Below are 21,174 nucleotides of genomic sequence, written 5' to 3' on the forward strand. Positions count from 1 at the left end.
TCCTAAGGTGTGTTCAAATAATAGTTATATGTCGTAATCGTCTGCGGGAAAATCCGCACCGACTTCTTCAATAAATAGTTAATCGTATGGCGCAGTGTCGCGACGACGGCCGCTTCAAGTGAAACGTCTGCCAAATCGCGCAACACGTCGACACCGGGATACCGACGATTCGGTTCAATCGCATCCGCGACAAATAAAATTTGATCGAGGCGCGACATGCCGGGTTCGCCGGTCGTGTGGTTTTTGATGGCCGATATGACTTCAGCGTCGAGGTCGTAGGCGCGGTCTAACAAGACCGCTCCGACCGGCGCATGAAGCAGTTCGTCATCAAACTCGAGCAACAACGGGTCGAGATGCTCGTCTAAGACGATTTGACGCATCTCGTCACGGTCATGGTACTTCGCATAATCGTGCAACATTGCCGCGAGCCGGGCCTGGTCTACGTCTTCTCCGTACGTTCGGGCGAGACGTTCTGCCGTCTCGACGACACCGAGCGTATGGATGTACCGTTTCTCAGGCAACGTTCGTTCAATCAATGCCTGTGCCTGTTCATACGTCATACAAATCGTGCTCCTTGATATAAGTTTCGACTTCACATGGGACGAGATACGTGATCGACTTGTTCCGTTTCGCACGTTCCCGAATGTCGGTCGACGAGATCTCAAGCTGCGGCATGTCGATCGTACGGACGTCAGCTCGGCTCGGGATCCGGTAACGACTTCCGGGCCGGGCGACCGCACCGAACGTGACGAGCGTAGTCAGCGTCTCATAATCGTGCCACTTCTCGAGCGCGTCGAGTGAATCGGCCCCGATCAAGAAGAAGAACGTGTCAGCCGGATACTGTTCCCGCAACCGTTTCATCGTCTCGACCGTGTATGACGGTTCAGCTCGTTCGAACTCGATCAAGTTGAGCTTGAAATCCGGGTGACCGGAGATGGCCCGTCGCGTCATCTCGATCCGGTCGTCCGCCCGGCTGAACCCGGCCTTATGGGGCGGGATTGCTGCCGGTAAGAACCAGACCTCGTCGAGCTCGAGTTGTTCTCTCGCCTGCTCGGCGATCAACAGATGACCGAGATGCGGTGGGTCGAACGTGCCCCCCATCAGCCCGATGCGACTCATGGAAGCTTGATTTGGCGATTCTCTTTCTCTTTCGCCTGTTTGTACAAGACGATGACTTTTCCAATGACTTGAACGACTTCTGCCTTCGTTCCTTCAGCCAACTCTCCAGCCACGTCTTTCGGCGTGTCGAGACAGTTTTGAAGAACTTGGACTTTTAACAGTTCACGCTTTTCGAGCGCATCGCCGATGTCTTTGCACATCGCTTCACTGACGCCGTTTTTTCCGACTTGGTAGATGGCCGAGAGGTTGTGTGCCTCGGCGCGTAAAAATCGCTTCTGTTTACCTGATAACATTATTTTTATTCCTCCAATAAGCTTTCAATTAACTTCATTCCGACAATTTGATCCGGTTTCACACCTGTCCAGCGTTCGAACGCCAACGCTCCCTGCCCGACGAACATGGCAGTCCCGTTCACGGTTTTACCGCCTCGGATTGTGGCATCGCTTAAAAACGGTGTGACGAGTGGACGATATATGATATCACAAATGACGGTGTTTTGTCGTAATCCATTTAACGGAAGCGGGGATTGTACTCCATCCATGCCGACCGATGTCGTTTGGATGATGACGTCGTAGCGGGCGACGTCGACATCACCGAGCGGTTGTGACTCGATGCCGAACGTCTTCGCGAGACGCTCGGCCCGGTCGATCGTCCGGTTCGTGACCGTGACGTTTCGGGTCGGCAACGCGCTGATGATCCCGCGGGCCGCTCCACCCGCCCCGATGACGAGCACACGACCAGACCAGTCGGTGTACGGGTCGAGTGCGGTCACAAGACCGACGCCGTCCGTGTTCGCGCCGATCAAACGGCCGTCCCGCTTATAGACGGTGTTGACGGCACCGGCCGACTTGGCTGAATCCTCCAAGTCGTCTAACAACGGGATGACCGCTTCCTTGTACGGGATCGTGACGTTGAACCCGTCATAGTCCCCGTCCCGCATCGCCTGAAACAACGGGGCGAGCTCGTCCGCTGTGACGTCGAGCGCGTCATACCGCCCGAAAAGCCCAGACGCTCTCAGCCACTGCTCGTGCAGGGAGGGAGAGAGCGAATGAGCGATTGGGTGACCGATGACGGCCAGTCTCATACGAGCGCCTCGCGTAATGTGACGACGACTCCTTTTGGTGCCCAAGCGGCAATCCGTCCACCTTTTCCGTGGATGGCGACCCAACCGAGTCCGCTAAAGACGATATCCGTCTTGACGCCGTCACGGAGACTAAATTCATGACGCACGAGCGGCGGCAACAATTGCAACGTCTTCTCGTTCGGCGGGTTAAGCATTTTGCCGATATGGTTTTCATAAAGCTCATCTGCTTTGTCGAGCTTCGTCCGGTGTGTCTTCAACTCGTTCGACATGTAGACGACGAATGAACGTTTATTGCCTTCCAGATAATCGAGACGAGCCAGACCACCAAAGAAGAGTGTTTGCTGCGGGTTCAATTGGAACACGTGCGGCTTGATCTCTTTTTTAGGTGTGATCGTCTTCAAATCGCGCGCGTCGACGTAATGCGCCATTTGATGGCGGTTGATGATCCCTGGCGTATCGTACAGGTTCGCATCATCGTCGAGCGGGACGTCGATCAAGTCGAGCGTCGTTCCCGGGAAATGACTGACGGTGATAATCGCTTCATCTTCAGCACCGAAGCGCTTGATGATTTGGTTGATGAGTGTCGATTTCCCGACATTCGTACAACCGACGACGTAGACGTCTTTCCCTTTGCGATAGTACTCGATCTTCTCTGCTAGTTCGTCGATGCCGTGACCTTTTTTAGCGCTGATCAAATGGACATCGACCGGCGTCAAGCCAAGTTCTTTCGCCTCGGTCTTCATCCAGTTCGCCATACGGTTCGGGTTGACCGACTTCGGCAGTAGATCGACTTTGTTCCCGACTAACAAGACATCGTTCGATCCGACCGAACGTTGAAGTCCCGGGAGCCAGCTTCCGTTGAAATCAAAAATATCGACGATTTTGATGACGAGCGCTTCTTTGGCGCTGATCCCGTTCAAGATGCGCAAGAAGTCATCGTCCGTCAATTCGACGTCTTGGATCTGGTTGTAATGCTTCAATTTGAAGCAGCGTTGGCAAATGACGATCTCGCGATCCAGTGCCGATTTTGGTGCATAACCGACTGCTGTCGGGTCTTCTGTTTGAATGAGAACGCCGCAACCGGCGCAATAACGTTTCGTTTCTTCCATATTCGTATGTGCTGTCCTTTAAGTTTCCTCTTCTTCATTCTTCGTAGCGCCTCGCCGCTACTCCTGAAGCGTTAATTCCGACGTCTTACGCGCCGTACAAGACAGCCTCCTTCTTCCTATGCGTTCGAGGCCCTTATTTATCTTTTTTATGTGAATCTTCTGAACGTGAGTGCATCGCCTCGCCGATCTTTTCAGCGACGGCCACTTTGGCCCGCTTCGCATCGACTGCGATTTCCTCCACTTTTTTCGTGATCAACACGTACTTCCCGCGACGCTTCATATGCGCGAATACGACTTTCTCCAGCATGCGATTGAACTTCGTGACGAGACCGTCCGTCTTGACGACAGGCTGCACGTGAACGACGTGAATGCCTGCCATATTGGCGCCGAGCACGTCGGTGAAGATTTGATCGCCTAAGAAAATCGCTTCTTTGGTTGAATAGCCGTACTTGGCAAGTGCTTGCTTGAACCCAGACGGCAACGGTTTTTTCGCACGCGCCACATAATGAAGACCGAGCGGTTCCGTAAACGTGCGCACGCGGTTCTCGTTATTATTCGAGACGACGATGACATCGAGTCCATGTGATTTCACTTTCTCGAGCCATAGCAAAAGAAGCTCAGGTGCGTGCGGGACGTCCCAGGCCACGAGTGTATTATCAAGGTCCGTCAAAATGACGCGGACACCACGGTCTTTCAAGTCTTCAAGGTCGATGTCAAATACTGACGCGACGAACTGTTTCGGATAAAGTCGATTAAACACGTTTGTATTCCTCCAATTAGCTAAAGCGATTCAACAGCTTATACAAGTATTGATATCCCTTCTATGTTATACGAAAACCGGCCAAACGACTAGTGTCTCGTTTGACCGGCCAGAAAATTGTTGTCTATTCACTTACCAGTCAAGCGTTCGATTGAATCGAACCGATGACTTCACCGAGCCGGACCGGACCAATTTTCGCCGGGTCGATGACGACACGATCTTTCTCAAAACAGAGGATGACGGTCGAGCCGAACGAGAAGTAACCGACCTCGGCCCCTTTATCGACACGTTCGCCGTCATGGGTCCATTCGATTGTATTGACGTTCAAAGCGCCGACCATGATGTGCTCGTAACGTCCGGCCACGCTCTCAAAGCGTGTGACACGGCGATAGTTACGTGACAACGGGCGGACCGTCTCCGTCAAACCGAGTTCATTCACCGGCGCCGAACGGTCGCCGAGCTCGTAATGGCTGAGCACTCGGCCTGCGAGCGGGACATGGACACGGTGGTAGTCACGCGGGCTCAAGTAGAGCACGCAAACCGTCCCGCCGGCATACCGTCTCGCCTCTGACTGTGAACCGAGCATCTCGGCGAGCGTATACGACTGCCCCTTCACTTCAAACCGACTCTCGTCTGTTATGGCGGACACGATCGACAGTTGTCCGTCGCACGGTGATACGACCGTGTCCGTGTTTGCATCGATCGGGCGCGCCCCGTCTTTCAAGTGGCGCGTGAAAAAGGCGTGCAGACTCGGATAGGCGTCGATCGGCTCTGCCGCTTCAGCGATATCGATTTGATACGTTTTCGCGAACGACGGGATGAACGCGCGGCTCGCTTTCGACTCGGCGAACTGACGGAGCCGCTTGGCGATGAACGGTGTCGCATTCAATTCAAACAACGTCTGATACAAGCGGCTTTTGATCACTGTGCGGCCTCCTCGTTTTTAAAGAACGTTTCGTATTGTTGTTCCGAGACGGCCCCTTCGACACGACCCGTTTCTTGACCGTCTTTAAAACGAATCATCGTTGGTGTTCCGTTAATGCCATAAGTCGTCCAGACGTCATGATCGGCCAAGTTGATCGAGACCGCGTCATACTCCTCGATGAGTGGTTCGACATACGGTTTGACTTGCTCACAATATTCGCAACCCGTCTGCCAGAAATAGACGACGACCTCTTCTTCTTCGTCAATTTTCTGTTCGAGCTCGTTCGCTGACACGGCGTTGACGCCGGTCTCTTCATTCGCATTATTCAAGAAGAATAAGAGCGCGATCCCGATCACGATGATGGCACCGATGATGGCGAACGTAATGAAGTTGGCGCGTTTGGCACTGTTTTTCATGGTCGATCCCTCCTAAATGTGTATAAAAAGAACTGACTCGGATATGAGCCAGTTTGGTTGTGGACGTCTTACTTTTCTTGGGCGACGTCGTTGATTCCCATGTCTTGGTTAAGTGTATCCAAGAGCGCGATAAAGATTGTGATGACCACGCCAAAGGCTGTTGCGAGCACCGCATTGAACGTCACGCCATCGACAGCTGAAATGATAAAGACTGCTGTATTCGAAAGCAAGATCGCCCAGAACAATGTGACTAAGTAACGCATCGAAAGTCCCCTCCATCTCACAGATGATTCATAAAATTCCATACGGCAATAGTATATCATTGTTGCCGTACAATATGCGACCTCGATTGTATATTCTTTCCGTCGAAACGTGAAATATGGTACGGTCAGAGAAATAGTACACAATGTAGAAAAGAGGATGACTTATGTCACGTTATTTAATCGCAGTCGATTTAGACGGTACGTTGTTACGAGATGACAAGACGATCAGCGAACGGAACATCCGCGCTCTTCAAGCGGCTCGTGATGCCGGCCATGAAGTCATGATCGCAACAGGACGGCCCCATCGCCACTCGATCATGTATTATGAACAACTCGGCTTGACGACGCCTTTGATCAATTTCAACGGAGCGCTCGTCCATCACCCGAAAGATACGTCCTACGCGGTCACACACCGTCCGATCCCACTTAAAACAGCACACGACATCATCGAAGAAGTATCGGAGACGAAAGCACACAACATCGTCGTCGAAGTGACCGACCACGTCTATTTCCATAAAGATCCGCAAGAATTTTACGGTCCTTACGCCGAACGGGCACTCAGCGTCACGTCTGGTGACTTGCTCAAGCACTTGCAAGACGAGCCGACGTCGCTTTTGATCCACGCGACGAAAGAACACGTCGACAACGTCCGGGCCAGCTTGAACAAAGTGCACGCCGAAGCCGTCTTGAACCGTCAATGGCGCATGCCCGAGCACATGATCGAAGTAATGAGCCAAAATACATCGAAGGCGCTCGGCCTTCGCGAAGTATCGAAGCACTTGAACATCAGCCGTGAGAACATCATCGCTTTCGGCGATGAAGAGAACGATCTCGAAATGCTCGACTACGTCGGCACGGGCGTCGCGATGGGCAACGCCATCAGCCAGCTCAAAGTCGTCGCCAACGAAGTGACCGCTTCGAACATGGATGACGGCATCGCCATCTACCTCGAAGAGAAATTTGGCATCAAATCATAACAAAAACCCGCTGAAAACCGTTCAGCGGGTTTTTTGACGTTTCTAAATTGTTTAGCGTCGGAACGCCCCTTCAACGTCTTCAGTCGGAACGACGTTAATAAAGACGTGTGAATCGGCATCTTTGCAGATACGTGTGATCTCACGGACTTCGTGGCGTTGGGCGACCATCATGAGCGTCGCTTTCTCGACTTTCGAATACGTACCGATCGCCGGCATGAGTGTGATGCCGCGGAACACGTGTTGGTGCAACTCTTGCGTCACTTCGTCCGGATGATTCGTGACGATGAAGAGCGTCTGCCGCTGCGTATTCGTGTAAATCTCATCGATGACTTTCGACGTCACGTACAAGAAGACGATCGTATACAGCGCCGTCGGCCATCCGAACAAAGCACCGGCCCCAAGCGCGATCATCATGTTCATGAGGAACAAGTAGACGCCGACCGAGTTGTTCGTGAACTTCGCTAGGATGAGGGCGACGATATCAAACCCTCCGGTCGAGGCACCGAACCGAATCGTGATGCCTGACCCGATGGCGAGCAATACCCCGCCGAATACGGCGTTCAACAGCGGATCGTCCGAGAGGAGAGGTGTTTGCGGAAGCACGCGAATGAACAAGGTGACCGAGGCGACGCTGATCAACGTATGGATCATCATGTTCTTTCCGAGCATATAATAACTGACGATCAAGAGCGGTACGTTCAAGATGAAGAACCAAATGCCTTCACCGAGCTCAAACGGCGTACCGGCAAATAAGGTCGTGAAAATTTGGGCCAAGCCCGTAAACCCAGTCGAGTAAACCCCCGCTGGGATTAAGAATAATGTCATGGATAATGCAACGAACACTCCCCCGATGATCGAAACGATCCCGATGCGCGCGTGTTCTTTAACGGATTCCGTCAAGTTCTGTCTCCCCTTTCAAAATTAGCTAAGCATCAAGATAACATACATTCAAAGCCATGCCTACAACAAAAATACTGCGATGTGCCCGCCTGTATCACAAAAAAACAAGCCGGCCGAAGCCGACTTGTTGACCTGATACGTTTGGTCACGCTTTCACTGTCTCGATCGTCACTGAATCATTCGCTGGAACCGTTACCGCGTTTCCGTACACACGAATCGTAACGTCCGTTCCATTTGTCTGTTTGATCGTCACTTGTTCACGCGTCGATGTGACCGTCAAGTGATGGCCGCGCCAGAGCACGTTGAACGAGTAACCGTCCCAATCTTTCGGGATCATCGGGCTGAACGTGAGTTCGGTCTCGAGGGCGCGCATTCCTGCGAAGCCGTGGACGATCGCCATCCACGAACCGACCATCGATGTGATGTGAAGACCGTCTTCTGTATCGTTGTTGTAGTTATCAAGGTCGAGTCGGGCTGAGCGTTGGTACAGCTCGACCGCTTTGTCTTCATAACCGACTTCAGCTGCCACGATCGAGTAGACACAAGGCGACAAGCTCGACTCATGCACCGTGCGCGGCTCATAGAAGTCGAAGTTCACACGTTTTTGCTCGAGCGTGAAGCGGTCGCTGAACGTGTACAGGCCTTGGAGCACGTCCGCCTGCTTGATAAAGTTCGAGCGGAGGATGCGGTCCCACGACCAATTTTGGTTAAGTGGCAAGTGTTTCGGATCGAGGTCTTTCACTAAGATCTGTTCTTTATCCATGAACCCGTCTTGCTGCATAAACACGTCCGGGACGAGGTCGTCTTTCGGATAGTACATCTTCGTTTGGATATCAGCCCACTTCGCGAGTTCCGCATCCGTCAAGTTGAGCGTTGCTGTCAACTCGTCGAGTCGTGCCGGTTCTGCTTCTTTCAAGTAGTTGTACACTTCTTGCGTGTACTCGAGCGTCCAAGCGGCGATCAAGTTCGTGTACCAGTTGTTGTTGACGTTGTTGTCGTATTCGTTCGGACCTGTGACGCCTAGGATCATGTACACGTCTTTGTGTGGTACAAAGTTGACGCGGCTAGCCCAGTAACGCGAGATCTCGACCAATACTTCAAGTCCGTATTGACCTAGGTACGACTTGTCGCCCGTGAAGTTCGTGTAGTTAAAGATCGCATGGGCGATCGCACCGTTACGGTGAATCTCTTCATGGGTGATCTCCCACTCGTTGTGGCACTCTTCCCCGTTCATCGTCACCATCGGATATAAGGCGCCCTTCATCCCGACGTTTTTGACCGAGTTCTCTTTCGCTTGCGGCAATTGATTATGACGATATTTGAGCAAGTTCCACGACACTTCCGGCTTCGTCGTCGCCAAGTAGAAGTGGAGGCAATACGCTTCCGTGTCCCAATACGTGGCGCCACCGTACTTCTCGCCCGTGAACCCTTTCGGTCCGATGTTGAGACGTGAGTCTTCACCCGTATACGTTTGATACATGTTGAAGATGTTGAAACGGATGCCTTGTTGTGCTTCCGCGTCGCCGTCGATGCGGACGTCCGCGTTTTCCCAACGGGCGAGCCAAGCTTCCGTCTGTTCCGCCAAGAGCGTCTCGAACCCTTTCTCGAACGCGGCTTCGACGCGCTGCATGCCGACTCCTTGCAAATTGTCAATTTCATGGTCACGGTTCGTGACGACCGAGACGTACTTGTACGCCGTTGCCGTCTCACCCGCTGCCGCTTTGACCGTGAAACGGTTAGCGACGTAGAGGTCGGTCGCATCGAGCACTTCACAGCGTGCGTCTTCGACGTCGGCGATCATCGACGCCGTGACGTGCCAATCAAGTTTCTTCGTTTTTGTCGTGACGAAACCGAACCGTTCTTCGACGCCGTGTTCGACCGGCAACCAGAATTTCTCATCGTAGTTCGAGTCTTCGTTGACGACGTCCCCGTCTAGATAAGGAGTGAATTCGATTTCCGCTTCATAGTTCACCGGCGTGACGTTGTAGCGAATCGCCAAAATCTCTTTGTCGACGATCGAGAAGAAGCGGACGACTTCGACGTTCGTCTCCTCGGATCCGTTCACGAGCGTGAACGTCCGCGTGAGGACACCGCGCTGCATATCGAGTTCGCGTCTGAAGCCTTTGACTTCCCACTTCGCCAAGTCGACAGGCGTCCCGTTGATGGCGACACGCAGGCCGGCCACGTTCGTCGCGTTCAATACTTTGGCGAAGTATTCCGGATATCCGTTCTTCCACCAACCGACACGCGTCTTGTCGGGATAGTAGACGCCCGCCACGTAAAATCCTTGGTGCGTATCGTTTGAATAATCTTCTTCAAAGTTCCCGCGCATCCCCATGTGCCCGTTACCGAGCGAGGTGATCGATTCTGCGAGACGGTTCTCGTTCGAGTGAAGCCCTTCTTCCGTTACTTTCCATTCGTCGACTGCAAACAATCGTTTCATCTGTCTGCCACTCCTTTTTCTCTACAAGGCTACTTGTCAGTAGACAACCGAATCGTGCAACCGCTTGTCTATGAAAGCGCTGTATTTTTAATCTCACCTCTCATTTTACACGACTACACCGAGAATGCAATCGTTTGCATAAAAGTTTTTCATTCTTTTTTTGTCACTTTTGGAACGAAAAAAAACCTACCCTGGCGCATTGGGCCAAAGTAGGTATGTCTATATCACACGTCTGAATCGCGACCGAAGGCGGCGTTCGCTTCATGACCTTCAAAGGCCGGGTTGTCGCCATCGTTGAATCCGGTATCGGGCTCATCGAGAATGAGGGCATACCCACCGTCCATAATGTCCCCGTACGCTTTGTTGACGTCGTCATCAGCCAAACCGAGATCGAGGAGCGCCCGTTTCACTTCCTGTTCTCCTTCGGCGACGCCCGCGAATTTCTGCATCCAAGAAGCGCTCGCTTCCTCGACTTTCGCGTCAGTGTTCCGTTTGACGAGCGACACGTTATCCTCGTCTCTCGCGACGACGTAAAGGTCTTTCTCGTCGTACCCGTCTTGGCTCAGTTGATCAATTTTTGAGACGAGTGCCGCCTCGTCTTTGTACGTATCAACAAATCGTTTGTTACTCATCATTTATCATCCTTTCTAGATGTTGGATTGTCCTCGATCGTGATCTTGCCTTGTCCCACTTGCCTAATATCGATCTCTTCTTTACGGAGCGTCTCGGTGACCGTCTTCGTATCTTCATCCACTTGCTTGCGGACGACGATCTCTTCGACTACGACCGGACGCTTGACGATGAAGGCGCGCTCTTCGATGACTTGGATACGTAGCTGGTCCCCTTCGTCAATCGTCCGGATGCCGGGTTTGTCGAAGTCGTAGTCTTCAATCACATCTTCAGAACCAGCATGGCGCTCTACATGTAAGTGTTCCCTCCGAACCGGTACTTCAATCGTCTGTTCGGTCTCGGTTACATGCTTGTCGATGACGAGTTCACCTGTCTGCACCGTTTCTTTTTCAACCGCGAGTCGCTCCTCGTGCAGTTCAAGCGTCTGTTCTTCGTGCTCCTTGGAAGAGGCGCGCGGCGATCGTTTAATGTCCGCCATCTCCTCGTTTTGATCCGCATCGACATAAAGGAACAACCGCCCTCGCTCTACTTCACCCACGAATCGTTCCCGCTGCTCGCGCGTCAACCGCATACTGCCGAGCCAGCGCTCGATTGGGCGTTCGCTTGACGTGACGAGAGACGCCACCGTATCCGGCTCATCCGCGACGAGTACGTATAGTTTTGAATGGCGTCGGATGGCGTCAGCCGTTTCAGTTCGTTTGACGAAGACGAACATGTCTTCTTCTTTATATCCTTCTTGCTTCAAATCGACCGTCCGCTTTAGCAACACCTCGGGCTGGTCAAATACTTCAGAGATGATGGCATGTTTCATAACATTCGTTCCTCCTGTAAGATGAATTGGCGAAAAAAAGGATGGTCCCTCAGAGAGAGCCATCCTTGTCGAGGTGCTTGGTCATCTAATTAGATCCGGTCGCGCTCATCACGGCGCTTATGGTCAGCGTCATGTTTCTGATGGCTGTTTTCGCCTTCGATATGGGCTTCTTCTTTACGAAGCGTCTCGCGTACCGTCTCTGTATCTTTCACTTTGTCTGTGCCGACGATAATTTCTTCGGCCACGACGTCTTTCTTCGTTACATCGACGCGCTCTTCTGTGACTGGCACACGAATCTCGTCGCGATCTGTCGTCGCATCGAACGAATGGCCCGTCGCTTCACGGTCCCCGTCGACTTGACGTCGTTCGACGTGTACTTCGTCACGCTCGACTTCGACGTCGACCCGCTCTTCATGCTCGACGACTTCTTTTTCGACTCGGACTTCACCTGTCTGAACGCGTTCTTTATTGATTTGGAGGCGCTCTTCGTGAAGCTCAAGCTTTTGCTCGTCCGTCAAGTCGGTACGGTTGCGAATGTCCTCGTCCATGTCATGGTGACGCGTTGAATCATGATTCGTTCCCGTGGCGTCAAGCCCAGTGCCGGCTGCTCCGACACCCGTTCCTGCCGCTGTTAGCGGGTCACGTGCCGTCATGTTTCCAGCCTCGTTCCCTTCAGAACCATAGCCCGCTGACGTGCGACCGCCTTCGAACGTGTCGTTGCGACCGTTGTCCAAGACGCCGTCGTCTGTATCTAATAACAAGACGAAGCCGCCTTTTTCGATATCTTGATGGTGGCGTGCCGTCTCCTCTTCTGAGAAGCCGAGTTTATCAAACGTATGGCGCACTTCATCGCCGCCGTCTGCGACTCCGAAGAAGCGATCGAGCCACGATGCTTTCGTTTCTTTTACTTCTGCATCCGTTTCGCCGCGAACCATCGAAAGGTTCGATTTATCTTTTACAACAACGTACAGGTCGTCCTCGCGGTGTCCCGCCGCGCGAAGTTCATCAATTTTTGAAACAAGCTCTGCTTCTTGATAGTAAGTCCCTACGTAACGTTTGTTATCCATGATTGTATCTCCCTTTCAAATTCTATATTTTTTGGTTATTGGCCGGGCTGCTCTATTGTGATTTGCTGTTCTGCCGGTAGTATAAGTGTTCCCTCGCGCATTGTTTTCAACCGCTTCTCGCACAACTGTAATCTGTTTGTAACGCCAGGACTTTTGTCGGATTGAACGTTCTTCCTATATATGCATCAGAATCCGCACAAAAAAACCTTCCGTACGAAAACGGAAGGTTTCAACTCATTCAGCCGCATGGCTATTCTTTTTTTGACCACACGACTGGCGGACGACTAAATAGTGCGGGACGATGACACGTTTCCCGTACGGTGGTGCACTATCGCCGATTTGTTCGATCAGGCAGTTCGTCGCCTCGAAACCGAGACCGAAGATGTTGATCTCGACTGACGTGAGCGGCGGATTCGAATGTTCGGCGATATAGACGTTATTGAAACTGACGACAGCGACGTCTTCAGGGATTTTTAGACCCATCTCACTGAGCGTGCTGATGACACCGAGCGCCATCATATCATCACTGACGACGACAGCCGTCGGTGGCTCATCGACGTGAAGCAACTCCCGGACCGCTTTAGCGCCGCCTTTCGTCATGAACTCGGCACGAGCGATGTAGTCTTCCCGTACCGGGATCCCGGCTTCCATAAGCGCCGTCGCGTACCCGTTGCGACGGTCTTGCGTGACGGCCAATTTATCCGATCCGCCAATGAAAGCGATGCGGCGGTGACCGAGGTTGTACAAGTGCTTCGTCACTTCACGGCCAGCCAAGTAGTTGTCCGTATCGACGTACGTGATCGACGAGGCGTCCCCGAACGGCTTCCCGACGACGACGAACGGGAACTTCGTCTGGCGCAAATATTGGACGACTTTATCGTCTTCGCGTGAATACAGGACGATGACACCGTCGACCCGGCGACCTTGGACCATCTCGATGACACCCGACAGCACTTCTTCTTCGGTCACACCGGTCGTCATGTACAACGAATAACCGTTTTGATGGGCTTTCGTACTGATTCCGCGCAACACTTCCGGGAAGAACGGATTTTGGAGTATTTTCGTCGCCGCGCTCGGCATGACAAGACCAATCGATTGTGTCGAGCGGTTGGCGAGACTTCTTGCATGGATGTTCGGATGGTACCCGAGTTCTTCCATCGAACTACGAACACGTTCTTTCGTTTTCTGGCTAATTCGCGGACTGTTGGCGATGACGCGGGACACTGTCGACGGTGCGACGTTGGCGTGTTTGGCGACATCTTTGATCGTGATTTGCATGGTGCTCCCCCTTGCTTCCGTTAATTCATTGTTCCCTGCGACAGGGTATTCAGCTCACGCTCTTGCGGCGCTTCCACATGACCAGACCCGTCAAGAACAGCGGAATCGCGACGACGAGCAGACCAATCGTCCACATGTTCACTTCCGATTCTTCGACGACATAGGCGTTGGCGCTTTCGCCAGCGAGCTTGATAGTGAACGTGCCACGTTTTTCCGTGACAAGTTGTGAGAACAAGAGACCGCGGAGCCGTTGATCTTCACCGACTTCGCTTACCTCGAATTCAATCTCTGTATCCTCATCGTTCATATTGATGGCGTACAAGGCGACCTCATCGCCGTCGCGACGCTCGAACACGGCCATGCCGTCTTTCGAGGCAATCATTCGTTGCTCTCCAGTGGCGAAGACGGGATAGTCTTCCCGCATCCGGTTCATCGTCGCGACGTATTCATGTAACTCTTCATTCCCTGGGAAATCCGTCATCACCCGGTTGGCCGGATCGGCCCCACCGGTTTGCGCGTTTTCTGTCCCTTGGAATAAAATCGGCATACCAGGCGACGCATAGAGCGTGAACAGCGCTAGGCGAAGTCGCCGTTCTGCCGACTCGGCTCCACCAAGTCCAGCGACGTGCATGAACCGCTCGACATCATGGTTGTCCAGGAACGTCGCCATTTGGTTCGGATCGTTGAAAAACGTCTCGGCGTAGCTTGCCGCCACGTCGATCTCGTCAACGTTGGCGTGCTTTTGCGTCATCGTCTTCGAGACGCGGTCATAGAACGTAAAGTTTGTGACGCTGTTAAATCCTAAATTGTCGTACTCGGCGACGTATTGTGGATTCGGGTCGAACACTTCGGCCAACAAGTAAAAGTCAGGATCGACCGCCCGCACCGCTTCGACAAAATCTTTCCAAAACGGTTTGTCGACGTGGCGGACCGTATCGAGTCGATAGCCATCGATGCCGGTCTCTTCAATCCAATAAGTAGCGGCGTCGATCAAATAGTCTTTCACTTCCGGGTCTTCCGTTTTAAAGTCCGGCAAGTCGAACAACCAGTGCGTCTCGACTTGCTCTTGGTCTTGCCAAAGCACGATCGGCAACTCGTCATGGAACCAGTCCGGTCGTTCCTCGACCCACGGATGTTTCGGACCAACATGGTTGACGACGAAGTCAAGAATGACTTTCATATCGCGCTTATGCGCCTCATCGACGAGTTCTTGCAAATCTTCTTTCGTCCCGAACTGGGGATCGATGTCATAAAAATCTTTGATCCAGTAGCCGTGGTAACCGTCCGGCATGTTCTGAAACACCGGCGTCAACCAAATCGACGTAAATCCGAGCGATTCGATGTAGTCGAGCTTCTCGATCACACCTTGAATGTCGCCTCCGTGAAACGCTTTTGGATCATCCTTGTCGACTTGGTCGTTGTTGTCAGGATTCCCGTCAACGAACCGGTCGACCATAATAAAGTACATGCGTTCTTGTTCCCATGTTGCTGCTTCTTTCGCTCCGACGACTGTAGGAAACAAAAGAAGCGACAGGAGAACGAGCACGACGCCTCGCCTCATATCGCTTCCCCCTTTTTGAGTATTAACCTTTCGTACCACCAGCAGTGAGACCGGAGACGAAGTAACGTTGGAATATGAAGAACAAGAGGACAATCGGGAGGGCCGAAAGGACGGCGCCTGCCGCGAACAACGTAAAGTTGTTGTCGAATTGTCGCGAGATCATATTGTAAAGTCCAACCGCTAGCGTCTGCTTCTCAGGTGTACGCAGGACGAGCGATGCCAAGATAAAGTCGTTGAACGGGCCCATAAAGTTGAACAAGGCAATCGTTGCGACAATTGGCTTCGCGAGCGGCAAAATGATTTGCCAGAAGATACGGAGGTGACCGGCACCATCCATCCGAGCAGCCTCATCGAGCTCCTTCGGAATCGTATCGAAGTAACCTTTTGCCAGATACGTGTTCATCGGAATCGCCCCACCGGCGTACAGCAAGATCAGCGCTGTATGCGTATCAAGAAGGCCGAGCATGTTGAGTAACACAAAAATCGCGATGATGGCAACGAATTGCGGGACCATCTGCAAGACGAGGAACAAGATGAGCGAGTTCTTCCGTCCGACGAAACGATAACGCGAGAACACATAACCTGTAATCGTAACTAAAACTACAGCGAGCGCCATCGTGATGAACGCGATCTTCAACGTATTCACATACCATAGACTATAATCCGAAATTGTTAGATCAAACAAGTTTTTGTAGTGAATGAGCGTTGGGTTTGACGGGATGATCGTCGACGTGATCGTACGACCCGGGTTAAATGACGTTCCCATTACCCAAAGCATCGGATAGAGAATAATGATCGACGCAAGCGTCAAGATGACATAAGAGAACGCCAAATTGATTCGTTTTTGTTTTTTCATATCAGATCATATCCTCGTCTTTGAAAGATTTTGTCCGACGGAACTGGATGACGGCTAGTGTCATGATGAAGAATGACAAGATGAGCGTGATCGCAGCCGCAAGTCCGTATTGCGGGTTGGCCCCGAGCGACAATTTGTAAATCCATGAAATCAAGATGTCGGTACCACCGGCAGTTTGTCCTGGGACAGCCGGCCCACCACCGTTGAAGAGATAGATGATGTTAAAGTTGTTAAAGTTGAACGTGAACTGCGTGATGAGAATCGGTGCTGTTGCGAACAAGAGCATCGGCAATGTGATCAGACGGAACTTATCAAAGATGTTCGCGCCGTCAATCGTCGCAGCTTCATACAAGTCACCCGGGATCGACTGCAAGACACCGGTCATGAGCGTCATGATGAACGGGAAACCGAGCCACCATTGAATCAAGATGAGCGCACTACGTGTCGCTGTCGGGTCGGTCATCCAGTTAATCGGATCGAGACCGAAGGCCGGCAGGATTGTCGTATTGAACACACCGAACGACTCATTGAACATCGAGCGGAAAATCAAGATCGTGATGAACGCTGGTACGGCCCATGACAAGATCAAGATTGAACGGAACAAGCGACGGAACCGAAGTCCTTCTTGGTTCAACAGAACGGCAAGGAAAATCCCGATCGCGATGACACCGACCGTTGAAGCGACCGTCCAGACGAGCGTCCAACCAAGAACGCCGACGAACGTGTCGCGCCAAATGTCGATTTCAAAGATGCGCGTAAAGTTTTCGAACCCGATCCACTCGACGAGTTTTGCCGGTGGCGCGTTGTTGTAACGATAGTTCGTGAACGCGATCAAGAACGTAAAGATCAGCGGCAACACGACTGTGAAGACGAGCAAGATAAGCGACGGGATCAACATCAAGTATGGGAATCCATGGTCGCGCAAGTTGCGAAGTTGCACTTGGAACGTTGGCACGTTTAGGTGCTGATCACGAATGCGACCGACTCGGTAAGCGTCACGAATGTTCCAAATGTAGAACGCGATACCGAAGAACAGTAAGATTATTGCGACAATACCTTCTACCATCAAGAAGATGGAGTGGTCGTTACGAGGTCCTGCTACTTCGCCAAGCGTGATCAATCCCCAAAGGCCACCACGGTCACCAGGTCCGGCGCCCGCCCCTTTGAAAAACAGATCGTAGTTTACTGCAAAATAAGACATGATGACGATAAAGAACGCGATCGCCTTCGCACGTTGGTTGTTATAGAACTGCCCCGCTCCCGGAATGATCGAGAGTAATGCGGCGTTCCGAGCATGATTGGTCGGTTTGTCCGGTCGTTGTTCCGGTGTTTTTGGGTTCGGAATTGAAGCCATCCTCAATTTCTCCTTTCAATTTGAGCAAATCAATCGAGCAAGCGTTTGCTCAATTTCAGAAAATGAGGGGGAACGCCATTTGGCGTACCCCGTCATTTCACATCCTTATTGGTTGTTTGCTTGGATTTGTTGCTCGATGACTTTAACAGCATCGTCAGCTGATTTTTGTGCATCTTGCTTGCCAGTCGCTACGAGCTGAAGCGCTTGTGCCATTGGCTCCCAAACTTGTCCCATTTCAGGAATGTTAGGCATTGGGATTGCATTTGTCGCTTGATCGAATACCGCTTTCGCAACTTCGTTCGCCGTGATTGTCTCATTCGACTCGAGTGCTGCTACCGGTGGGATCTCGTTGTATGCTTCAAACATTTTCAATGCGTTCTCTTCGTTTGTAAGTTCTGCGAGGAACATTTCAGCCCACTCTTGGTTCTCAGTGTAAGCAGAGAGTGCATATGTTTTCACACCCATGAACGTCTTGATTGGCTCACCGTTCGGAAGTGTCGGCATCGCCGCCGCTCCGAGGTTGATGCCAGCATCTTCGTAACCAGCAACAGCCCAAGGTCCGTTCATAACTGTGTGTGCTTTCTTCTCAGTGAAGAGTTGGTCCATCGCTTGGCCGCCAGACTCGCCGATCAATCCTTTAGGGAAGAGGCCTTCTTGGTACCATTTGCCGATGTAGTCGAATCCTTCGACTGCGCCTTCGTTGTTCAAGCCGATGTCGGTTGGGTCGAGCGCGCCGCCGTCTTCTTTGAAGACGTAACCGCCGAAACCTGCAACTACACCGTGAGCGAAGTAGAAGTTATCCCAAAGACCGAGGAAACCGTACTCGCCTTTGTCTTTAAGATCTGTAGACAACTTGTAAAGGTCGTCCATTGAAGCAGGAGCTTCTGAAACCAAATCCTTGTTGTACATGAGGACTGGTGTTTCAACTGATTTAGGATAGCCGTAAGCTTGTCCGTCGAACATGACAGCCGATTTCGAAGCATCTGTGAACGCTTCGAGCGCACCTTCGTCAGCGAGCGGTGCCAAGTGACCTTGGTCAGCGATCGTGCCGATTTGGTCATGCGGTACGAGAACGATATCTGGACCTTTACCAGCTGGGCCATCAAGCGCCAACTTGTCTTTTTGGTCCGTCATTTGAACTTCGACGACTTCTACTGCGACGCCGTGTTCTTCTTCAAACGCTTTCGCAACTTCTTTCGTCGTTTCCGACTTTTCAATATCTTCCCAAATTACGATTTTTTCTGGCTTGTTCTCGCTAGTAGAACCGCCTTCGTTAGTAGAACCGTTATCCGTACCGCCACCACATGCAGCAAGTGCACCGAATGCTAATACTGCTGTTGAAAGTCCTGCTACCATTTTTTTCATCTTCATGATGAAAAACCTCCCCAAGGAAATTAGTATGGTCAGATTTGCGCACACGTACTGAACGACTGATTTTAATCAACTCCGCTACGAAATCAGTCATTCAGTGAAAACGTTTGCATCCTCACCTCAATTTTTATTATACAGTTGTGTAAGCGTTTTACAAGACTTTTTTTTTCGATTTTTTCTCGTAGGTATCCCATTTATCTCTTTTTTAACTTTTATACGTTCAATTGTTCAATAATTGTCGTGAACAGTGATTGACAAAATGTAAACGCTTTATTACCCTTTGCTTGAGCAAACGTTTTCGCAACTGTCATTTCTTTTCGGAACAGACAGTGTAAAATGGTTACAATCCCCAATCGAGAAAGGAACGATTTCACTTGATCAAAGAAGCTATTTATCATCGCGCCATGTCCCCTTTCGTTTATAAATACGACCGGGAAACGATCCATATTCGGTTTCATACGAAAAGAAATGATATCCAATCTATTGACTTAATTTGGAATGATCCATACGACTGGCATTCAGAAGACCCGGCGATGTGGAACTTTGACCCGGACAAGCCGAGCTACTGGCGCACGTTCGAGACACCAATGGAACGAATCGGCCACGACGACCAATACGACTACTGGTTCATCGCGATCAAGCCGCCGTTCCGTCGCCTCCGTTACGGGTTCCGGCTCCATGACGGCAACGAGACGGCCGTCTATACGGAAAAAGGCTGGTTCGAAGATAAACCGCTCGACGATACGGGTTATTACTTCTGTGTCCCGTTCATCAACCCGATCGACATTTTCCACGCCCCGTCATGGGTCAAGGACACGGTCTGGTATCAAATCTTCCCTGACCGGTTCGCGAACGGAGACGCGTCACTCGATCCTGAAGGGACGCTCGCCTGGAACAGCACCGAGCCAACGATCACAAACTTCTTCGGTGGCGACTTCCAAGGCATCATTGATCATATGGACCACATCGTCGAACTCGGGATCACCGGCATTTACTTCTGCCCGATCTTCAAAGCGACGACGAACCATAAATACGACACGCTCGATTATATGGAAATCGACCCGCAGTTCGGGACGAAAGAGCAGTTCAAACAATTGGTCGACTTGCTTCATGAGAACGGGATCAAAGTCATGCTCGATGCGGTATTCAATCACGTCGGCTACAACCATCCTTGGTTCTTAGACGTCGTCGAGAACGGGCCTCATTCAGAGTATCGGGACTGGTTCTATCTCCGCGACTTCCCGATCGAGACGGCACCGAAGCCGAACTACGATACGTTCGCTTTCGAGAAGAACATGCCGAAGATCAACACCGAACACCCGGCGTTGAAAGCTTATCTATTAGATGTGGCCCGTTATTGGGTCGAAGAGTTCGGCATCGATGGTTGGCGCTTAGACGTCGCGAACGAGGTCGACCACGCGTTCTGGCGTGACTTCCGTCGCACTGTAAAAGAAGCGAACCCCGAAGCGTACATCCTCGGTGAGATTTGGCACGATGCCCAACCGTGGCTTCAAGGCGACCAGTTCGATGCGGTCATGAACTATCCGTTCACGAACGCGAGCTTAAACTACTTCGCGCTCGATCGGACGACGGCGTCACAGTTCCGGGACGAGTTGACGCGTGTCGAGATGATGAACACGATGAACGTGAACGAAGTGACGTTCAACTTGATCGACTCTCATGACACCCCACGAGCCCTCACTCGGGCAAAAGGGCATAAAGGGAAGTTCAAACTCCTCATGACTTCGATGCTCACGTATACGGGTAGCCCATGTATTTACTATGGTGATGAGATCGGGCTCGAAGGCGAGCAAGATCCGGGCTGCCGCCGCTGCATGCCGTGGGACGAGGCCGAGGAAGACCGTAACTTGTTCCGCTTCGTCCAGAAATTGATTCAGCTCCGCAAAGATCACCCGGTGCTCGCGAACGGCGGATCGTACCGGTTCAACCTCGTCGACGATGAAGACAACGCCCTCATCGTCGAACGGAGTTCGAAAGACGAGACGTATTTGATCTACTTCAATAACTCAGATACGGTGTCTACGCTCAACCCGCTCTGGCATACAGGTGGTGCCCACGATTTACTGAACGACCGGGACGTAGACTCACTTGAAATCGAACTTGCACCGTATGGCACTTCCATTCTGAAACTAAAATGACGGCGTTTGACCACCCATTTGCTTGGGTGGTTATTTTTGTTGGAAATAATTTAGTAAACCCCCTTTCTTTTTCATTTCAAAAGGAGTAACA

21 protein-coding genes are annotated in these 21,174 nt (G+C 51.7%); 2 read left to right on the forward strand and 19 right to left on the reverse strand.

Translation table 11 applies throughout. The features are described from left to right. Positions 1 to 2 precede the first annotated feature (2 nt). The 9 genes from yqeK to EVJ21_RS04320 form a co-directional block, all read right to left on the reverse strand. Positions 3 to 560 (reverse strand): bis(5'-nucleosyl)-tetraphosphatase (symmetrical) YqeK, encoded by a 558-nt coding sequence (gene yqeK, locus EVJ21_RS04280; RefSeq protein WP_070327815.1) that lies wholly within the window; start codon positions 558 to 560, stop codon positions 3 to 5. Then, the gene (locus tag EVJ21_RS04285) at positions 550 to 1,119 is read right to left on the reverse strand and encodes a nicotinate-nucleotide adenylyltransferase (protein WP_070327816.1); all 570 of its coding nucleotides are present in this window, start codon (positions 1,117 to 1,119) and stop codon (positions 550 to 552) included. Before EVJ21_RS04285 ends, yqeK begins: the two co-directional genes overlap by 11 nt. Further along, positions 1,116 to 1,412, reverse strand: a complete 297-nt coding sequence (yhbY, locus tag EVJ21_RS04290) for a ribosome assembly RNA-binding protein YhbY (RefSeq protein WP_016508126.1) — start codon at positions 1,410 to 1,412, stop codon at positions 1,116 to 1,118. Before yhbY ends, EVJ21_RS04285 begins: the two co-directional genes overlap by 4 nt. Before the next feature lie 5 nt (positions 1,413 to 1,417). Then, positions 1,418 to 2,203: a shikimate dehydrogenase gene (aroE, locus tag EVJ21_RS04295; protein ID WP_071399265.1), complete on the reverse strand. Its 786-nt coding sequence runs from the start codon at positions 2,201 to 2,203 to the stop codon at positions 1,418 to 1,420. Continuing rightward, positions 2,200 to 3,312: a ribosome biogenesis GTPase YqeH gene (gene yqeH / locus EVJ21_RS04300; RefSeq protein ID WP_016508207.1), complete on the reverse strand. Its 1,113-nt coding sequence runs from the start codon at positions 3,310 to 3,312 to the stop codon at positions 2,200 to 2,202. The genes aroE and yqeH overlap by 4 nt, the downstream gene beginning before the upstream one ends. Before the next feature lie 133 nt (positions 3,313 to 3,445). Continuing rightward, the gene (locus tag EVJ21_RS04305; protein ID WP_070327818.1) at positions 3,446 to 4,072 is read right to left on the reverse strand and encodes a YqeG family HAD IIIA-type phosphatase; all 627 of its coding nucleotides are present in this window, start codon (positions 4,070 to 4,072) and stop codon (positions 3,446 to 3,448) included. 139 nt (positions 4,073 to 4,211) lie between these two features. Further along, positions 4,212 to 4,997 carry a phosphatidylserine decarboxylase gene (locus EVJ21_RS04310; RefSeq protein WP_083273994.1) on the reverse strand — a complete coding sequence of 262 codons (786 nt, stop codon included), beginning with the start codon at positions 4,995 to 4,997 and terminating at the stop codon, positions 4,212 to 4,214. Continuing rightward, a complete protein-coding gene (locus EVJ21_RS04315) occupies positions 4,994 to 5,413 on the reverse strand; it encodes a thioredoxin family protein (protein ID WP_071399264.1) in 420 nt (139 codons plus the stop codon). The genes EVJ21_RS04310 and EVJ21_RS04315 overlap by 4 nt, the downstream gene beginning before the upstream one ends. Before the next feature lie 68 nt (positions 5,414 to 5,481). Further along, positions 5,482 to 5,676, reverse strand: coding sequence for a YjzD family protein (locus tag EVJ21_RS04320; protein ID WP_070327820.1), 195 nt, complete (start codon positions 5,674 to 5,676; stop codon positions 5,482 to 5,484). Between the two features lie 164 nt (positions 5,677 to 5,840). Here EVJ21_RS04320 and EVJ21_RS04325 point away from each other — a divergent pair, with 164 nt between their 5' ends. Beyond that, complete coding sequence (locus tag EVJ21_RS04325; protein WP_070327821.1) at positions 5,841 to 6,653, forward strand: Cof-type HAD-IIB family hydrolase; 813 nt, start codon at positions 5,841 to 5,843, stop codon at positions 6,651 to 6,653. A gap of 51 nt (positions 6,654 to 6,704) precedes the next feature. Here EVJ21_RS04325 and EVJ21_RS04330 read toward each other — a convergent pair whose 3' ends face one another. The 10 genes from EVJ21_RS04330 to EVJ21_RS04375 all read right to left on the reverse strand — a co-directional run bounded on the left by EVJ21_RS04330 (position 6,705) and on the right by EVJ21_RS04375 (position 18,924). Then, on the reverse strand, positions 6,705 to 7,553 hold the full coding sequence (locus EVJ21_RS04330; RefSeq protein ID WP_131489948.1) for a YitT family protein: 849 nt from the start codon (positions 7,551 to 7,553) through the stop codon (positions 6,705 to 6,707). A gap of 145 nt (positions 7,554 to 7,698) precedes the next feature. Next, the gene (locus EVJ21_RS04335) at positions 7,699 to 9,996 is read right to left on the reverse strand and encodes a glycoside hydrolase family 65 protein (RefSeq protein WP_131489949.1); all 2,298 of its coding nucleotides are present in this window, start codon (positions 9,994 to 9,996) and stop codon (positions 7,699 to 7,701) included. A gap of 224 nt (positions 9,997 to 10,220) precedes the next feature. After that, positions 10,221 to 10,628: a general stress protein gene (locus EVJ21_RS04340; RefSeq protein ID WP_233589621.1), complete on the reverse strand. Its 408-nt coding sequence runs from the start codon at positions 10,626 to 10,628 to the stop codon at positions 10,221 to 10,223. Beyond that, positions 10,628 to 11,437: a YsnF/AvaK domain-containing protein gene (locus EVJ21_RS04345; protein ID WP_161568939.1), complete on the reverse strand. Its 810-nt coding sequence runs from the start codon at positions 11,435 to 11,437 to the stop codon at positions 10,628 to 10,630. Before EVJ21_RS04345 ends, EVJ21_RS04340 begins: the two co-directional genes overlap by 1 nt. A gap of 89 nt (positions 11,438 to 11,526) precedes the next feature. After that, a complete protein-coding gene (locus tag EVJ21_RS04350; RefSeq protein WP_131466114.1) occupies positions 11,527 to 12,504 on the reverse strand; it encodes a YsnF/AvaK domain-containing protein in 978 nt (325 codons plus the stop codon). A gap of 234 nt (positions 12,505 to 12,738) precedes the next feature. Continuing rightward, a complete protein-coding gene (locus tag EVJ21_RS04355) occupies positions 12,739 to 13,782 on the reverse strand; it encodes a LacI family DNA-binding transcriptional regulator (protein WP_070327828.1) in 1,044 nt (347 codons plus the stop codon). A 49-nt stretch (positions 13,783 to 13,831) separates the two neighbouring features. Further along, positions 13,832 to 15,343, reverse strand: a complete 1,512-nt coding sequence (locus EVJ21_RS04360) for an alpha-amylase family glycosyl hydrolase (protein ID WP_131489951.1) — start codon at positions 15,341 to 15,343, stop codon at positions 13,832 to 13,834. A 22-nt stretch (positions 15,344 to 15,365) separates the two neighbouring features. Beyond that, entirely contained in the window at positions 15,366 to 16,199 is an 834-nt protein-coding gene (locus tag EVJ21_RS04365; protein ID WP_131466118.1) for a sugar ABC transporter permease, read from the reverse strand. A gap of 1 nt (position 16,200) precedes the next feature. Next, complete coding sequence (locus tag EVJ21_RS04370; RefSeq protein ID WP_131466120.1) at positions 16,201 to 17,553, reverse strand: carbohydrate ABC transporter permease; 1,353 nt, start codon at positions 17,551 to 17,553, stop codon at positions 16,201 to 16,203. A 105-nt stretch (positions 17,554 to 17,658) separates the two neighbouring features. Beyond that, complete coding sequence (locus EVJ21_RS04375) at positions 17,659 to 18,924, reverse strand: extracellular solute-binding protein (RefSeq protein ID WP_131489952.1); 1,266 nt, start codon at positions 18,922 to 18,924, stop codon at positions 17,659 to 17,661. A 374-nt stretch (positions 18,925 to 19,298) separates the two neighbouring features. Between EVJ21_RS04375 and EVJ21_RS04380 the strand changes: the two genes are divergently transcribed. Then, positions 19,299 to 21,083 carry a glycoside hydrolase family 13 protein gene (locus EVJ21_RS04380; RefSeq protein ID WP_131489953.1) on the forward strand — a complete coding sequence of 595 codons (1,785 nt, stop codon included), beginning with the start codon at positions 19,299 to 19,301 and terminating at the stop codon, positions 21,081 to 21,083. Positions 21,084 to 21,174: the final 91 nt, after the last annotated feature.

The sequence above is a fragment of the Exiguobacterium sp. SH0S2 genome, assembly GCF_004337185.1.
GTDB lineage: Bacteria > Bacillota > Bacilli > Exiguobacteriales > Exiguobacteriaceae > Exiguobacterium > Exiguobacterium aurantiacum_A.

Bases quoted from the DNA above. Each gene is read 5' to 3' on its own strand.
- yqeK (WP_070327815.1), bottom strand. From the start codon at position 560: ATGACGTATGAACAGGCACAGGCATTGATTGAACGAACGTTGCCTGAG.
- EVJ21_RS04285 (WP_070327816.1), bottom strand. From the start codon at position 1,119: ATGAGTCGCATCGGGCTGATGGGGGGCACGTTCGACCCACCGCATCTC.
- yhbY (WP_016508126.1), bottom strand. From the start codon at position 1,412: ATGTTATCAGGTAAACAGAAGCGATTTTTACGCGCCGAGGCACACAAC.
- aroE (WP_071399265.1), bottom strand. From the start codon at position 2,203: ATGAGACTGGCCGTCATCGGTCACCCAATCGCTCATTCGCTCTCTCCC.
- yqeH (WP_016508207.1), bottom strand. From the start codon at position 3,312: ATGGAAGAAACGAAACGTTATTGCGCCGGTTGCGGCGTTCTCATTCAA.
- EVJ21_RS04315 (WP_071399264.1), bottom strand. From the start codon at position 5,413: ATGAAAAACAGTGCCAAACGCGCCAACTTCATTACGTTCGCCATCATC.
- EVJ21_RS04320 (WP_070327820.1), bottom strand. From the start codon at position 5,676: ATGCGTTACTTAGTCACATTGTTCTGGGCGATCTTGCTTTCGAATACA.
- EVJ21_RS04325 (WP_070327821.1), top strand. From the start codon at position 5,841: ATGTCACGTTATTTAATCGCAGTCGATTTAGACGGTACGTTGTTACGA.
- EVJ21_RS04335 (WP_131489949.1), bottom strand. From the start codon at position 9,996: ATGAAACGATTGTTTGCAGTCGACGAATGGAAAGTAACGGAAGAAGGG.
- EVJ21_RS04340 (WP_233589621.1), bottom strand. From the start codon at position 10,628: ATGAGTAACAAACGATTTGTTGATACGTACAAAGACGAGGCGGCACTC.
- EVJ21_RS04345 (WP_161568939.1), bottom strand. From the start codon at position 11,437: ATGAAACATGCCATCATCTCTGAAGTATTTGACCAGCCCGAGGTGTTG.
- EVJ21_RS04350 (WP_131466114.1), bottom strand. From the start codon at position 12,504: ATGGATAACAAACGTTACGTAGGGACTTACTATCAAGAAGCAGAGCTT.
- EVJ21_RS04355 (WP_070327828.1), bottom strand. From the start codon at position 13,782: ATGCAAATCACGATCAAAGATGTCGCCAAACACGCCAACGTCGCACCG.
- EVJ21_RS04360 (WP_131489951.1), bottom strand. From the start codon at position 15,343: ATGAGGCGAGGCGTCGTGCTCGTTCTCCTGTCGCTTCTTTTGTTTCCT.
- EVJ21_RS04365 (WP_131466118.1), bottom strand. From the start codon at position 16,199: ATGAAAAAACAAAAACGAATCAATTTGGCGTTCTCTTATGTCATCTTG.
- EVJ21_RS04370 (WP_131466120.1), bottom strand. From the start codon at position 17,553: ATGGCTTCAATTCCGAACCCAAAAACACCGGAACAACGACCGGACAAA.
- EVJ21_RS04375 (WP_131489952.1), bottom strand. From the start codon at position 18,924: ATGAAGATGAAAAAAATGGTAGCAGGACTTTCAACAGCAGTATTAGCA.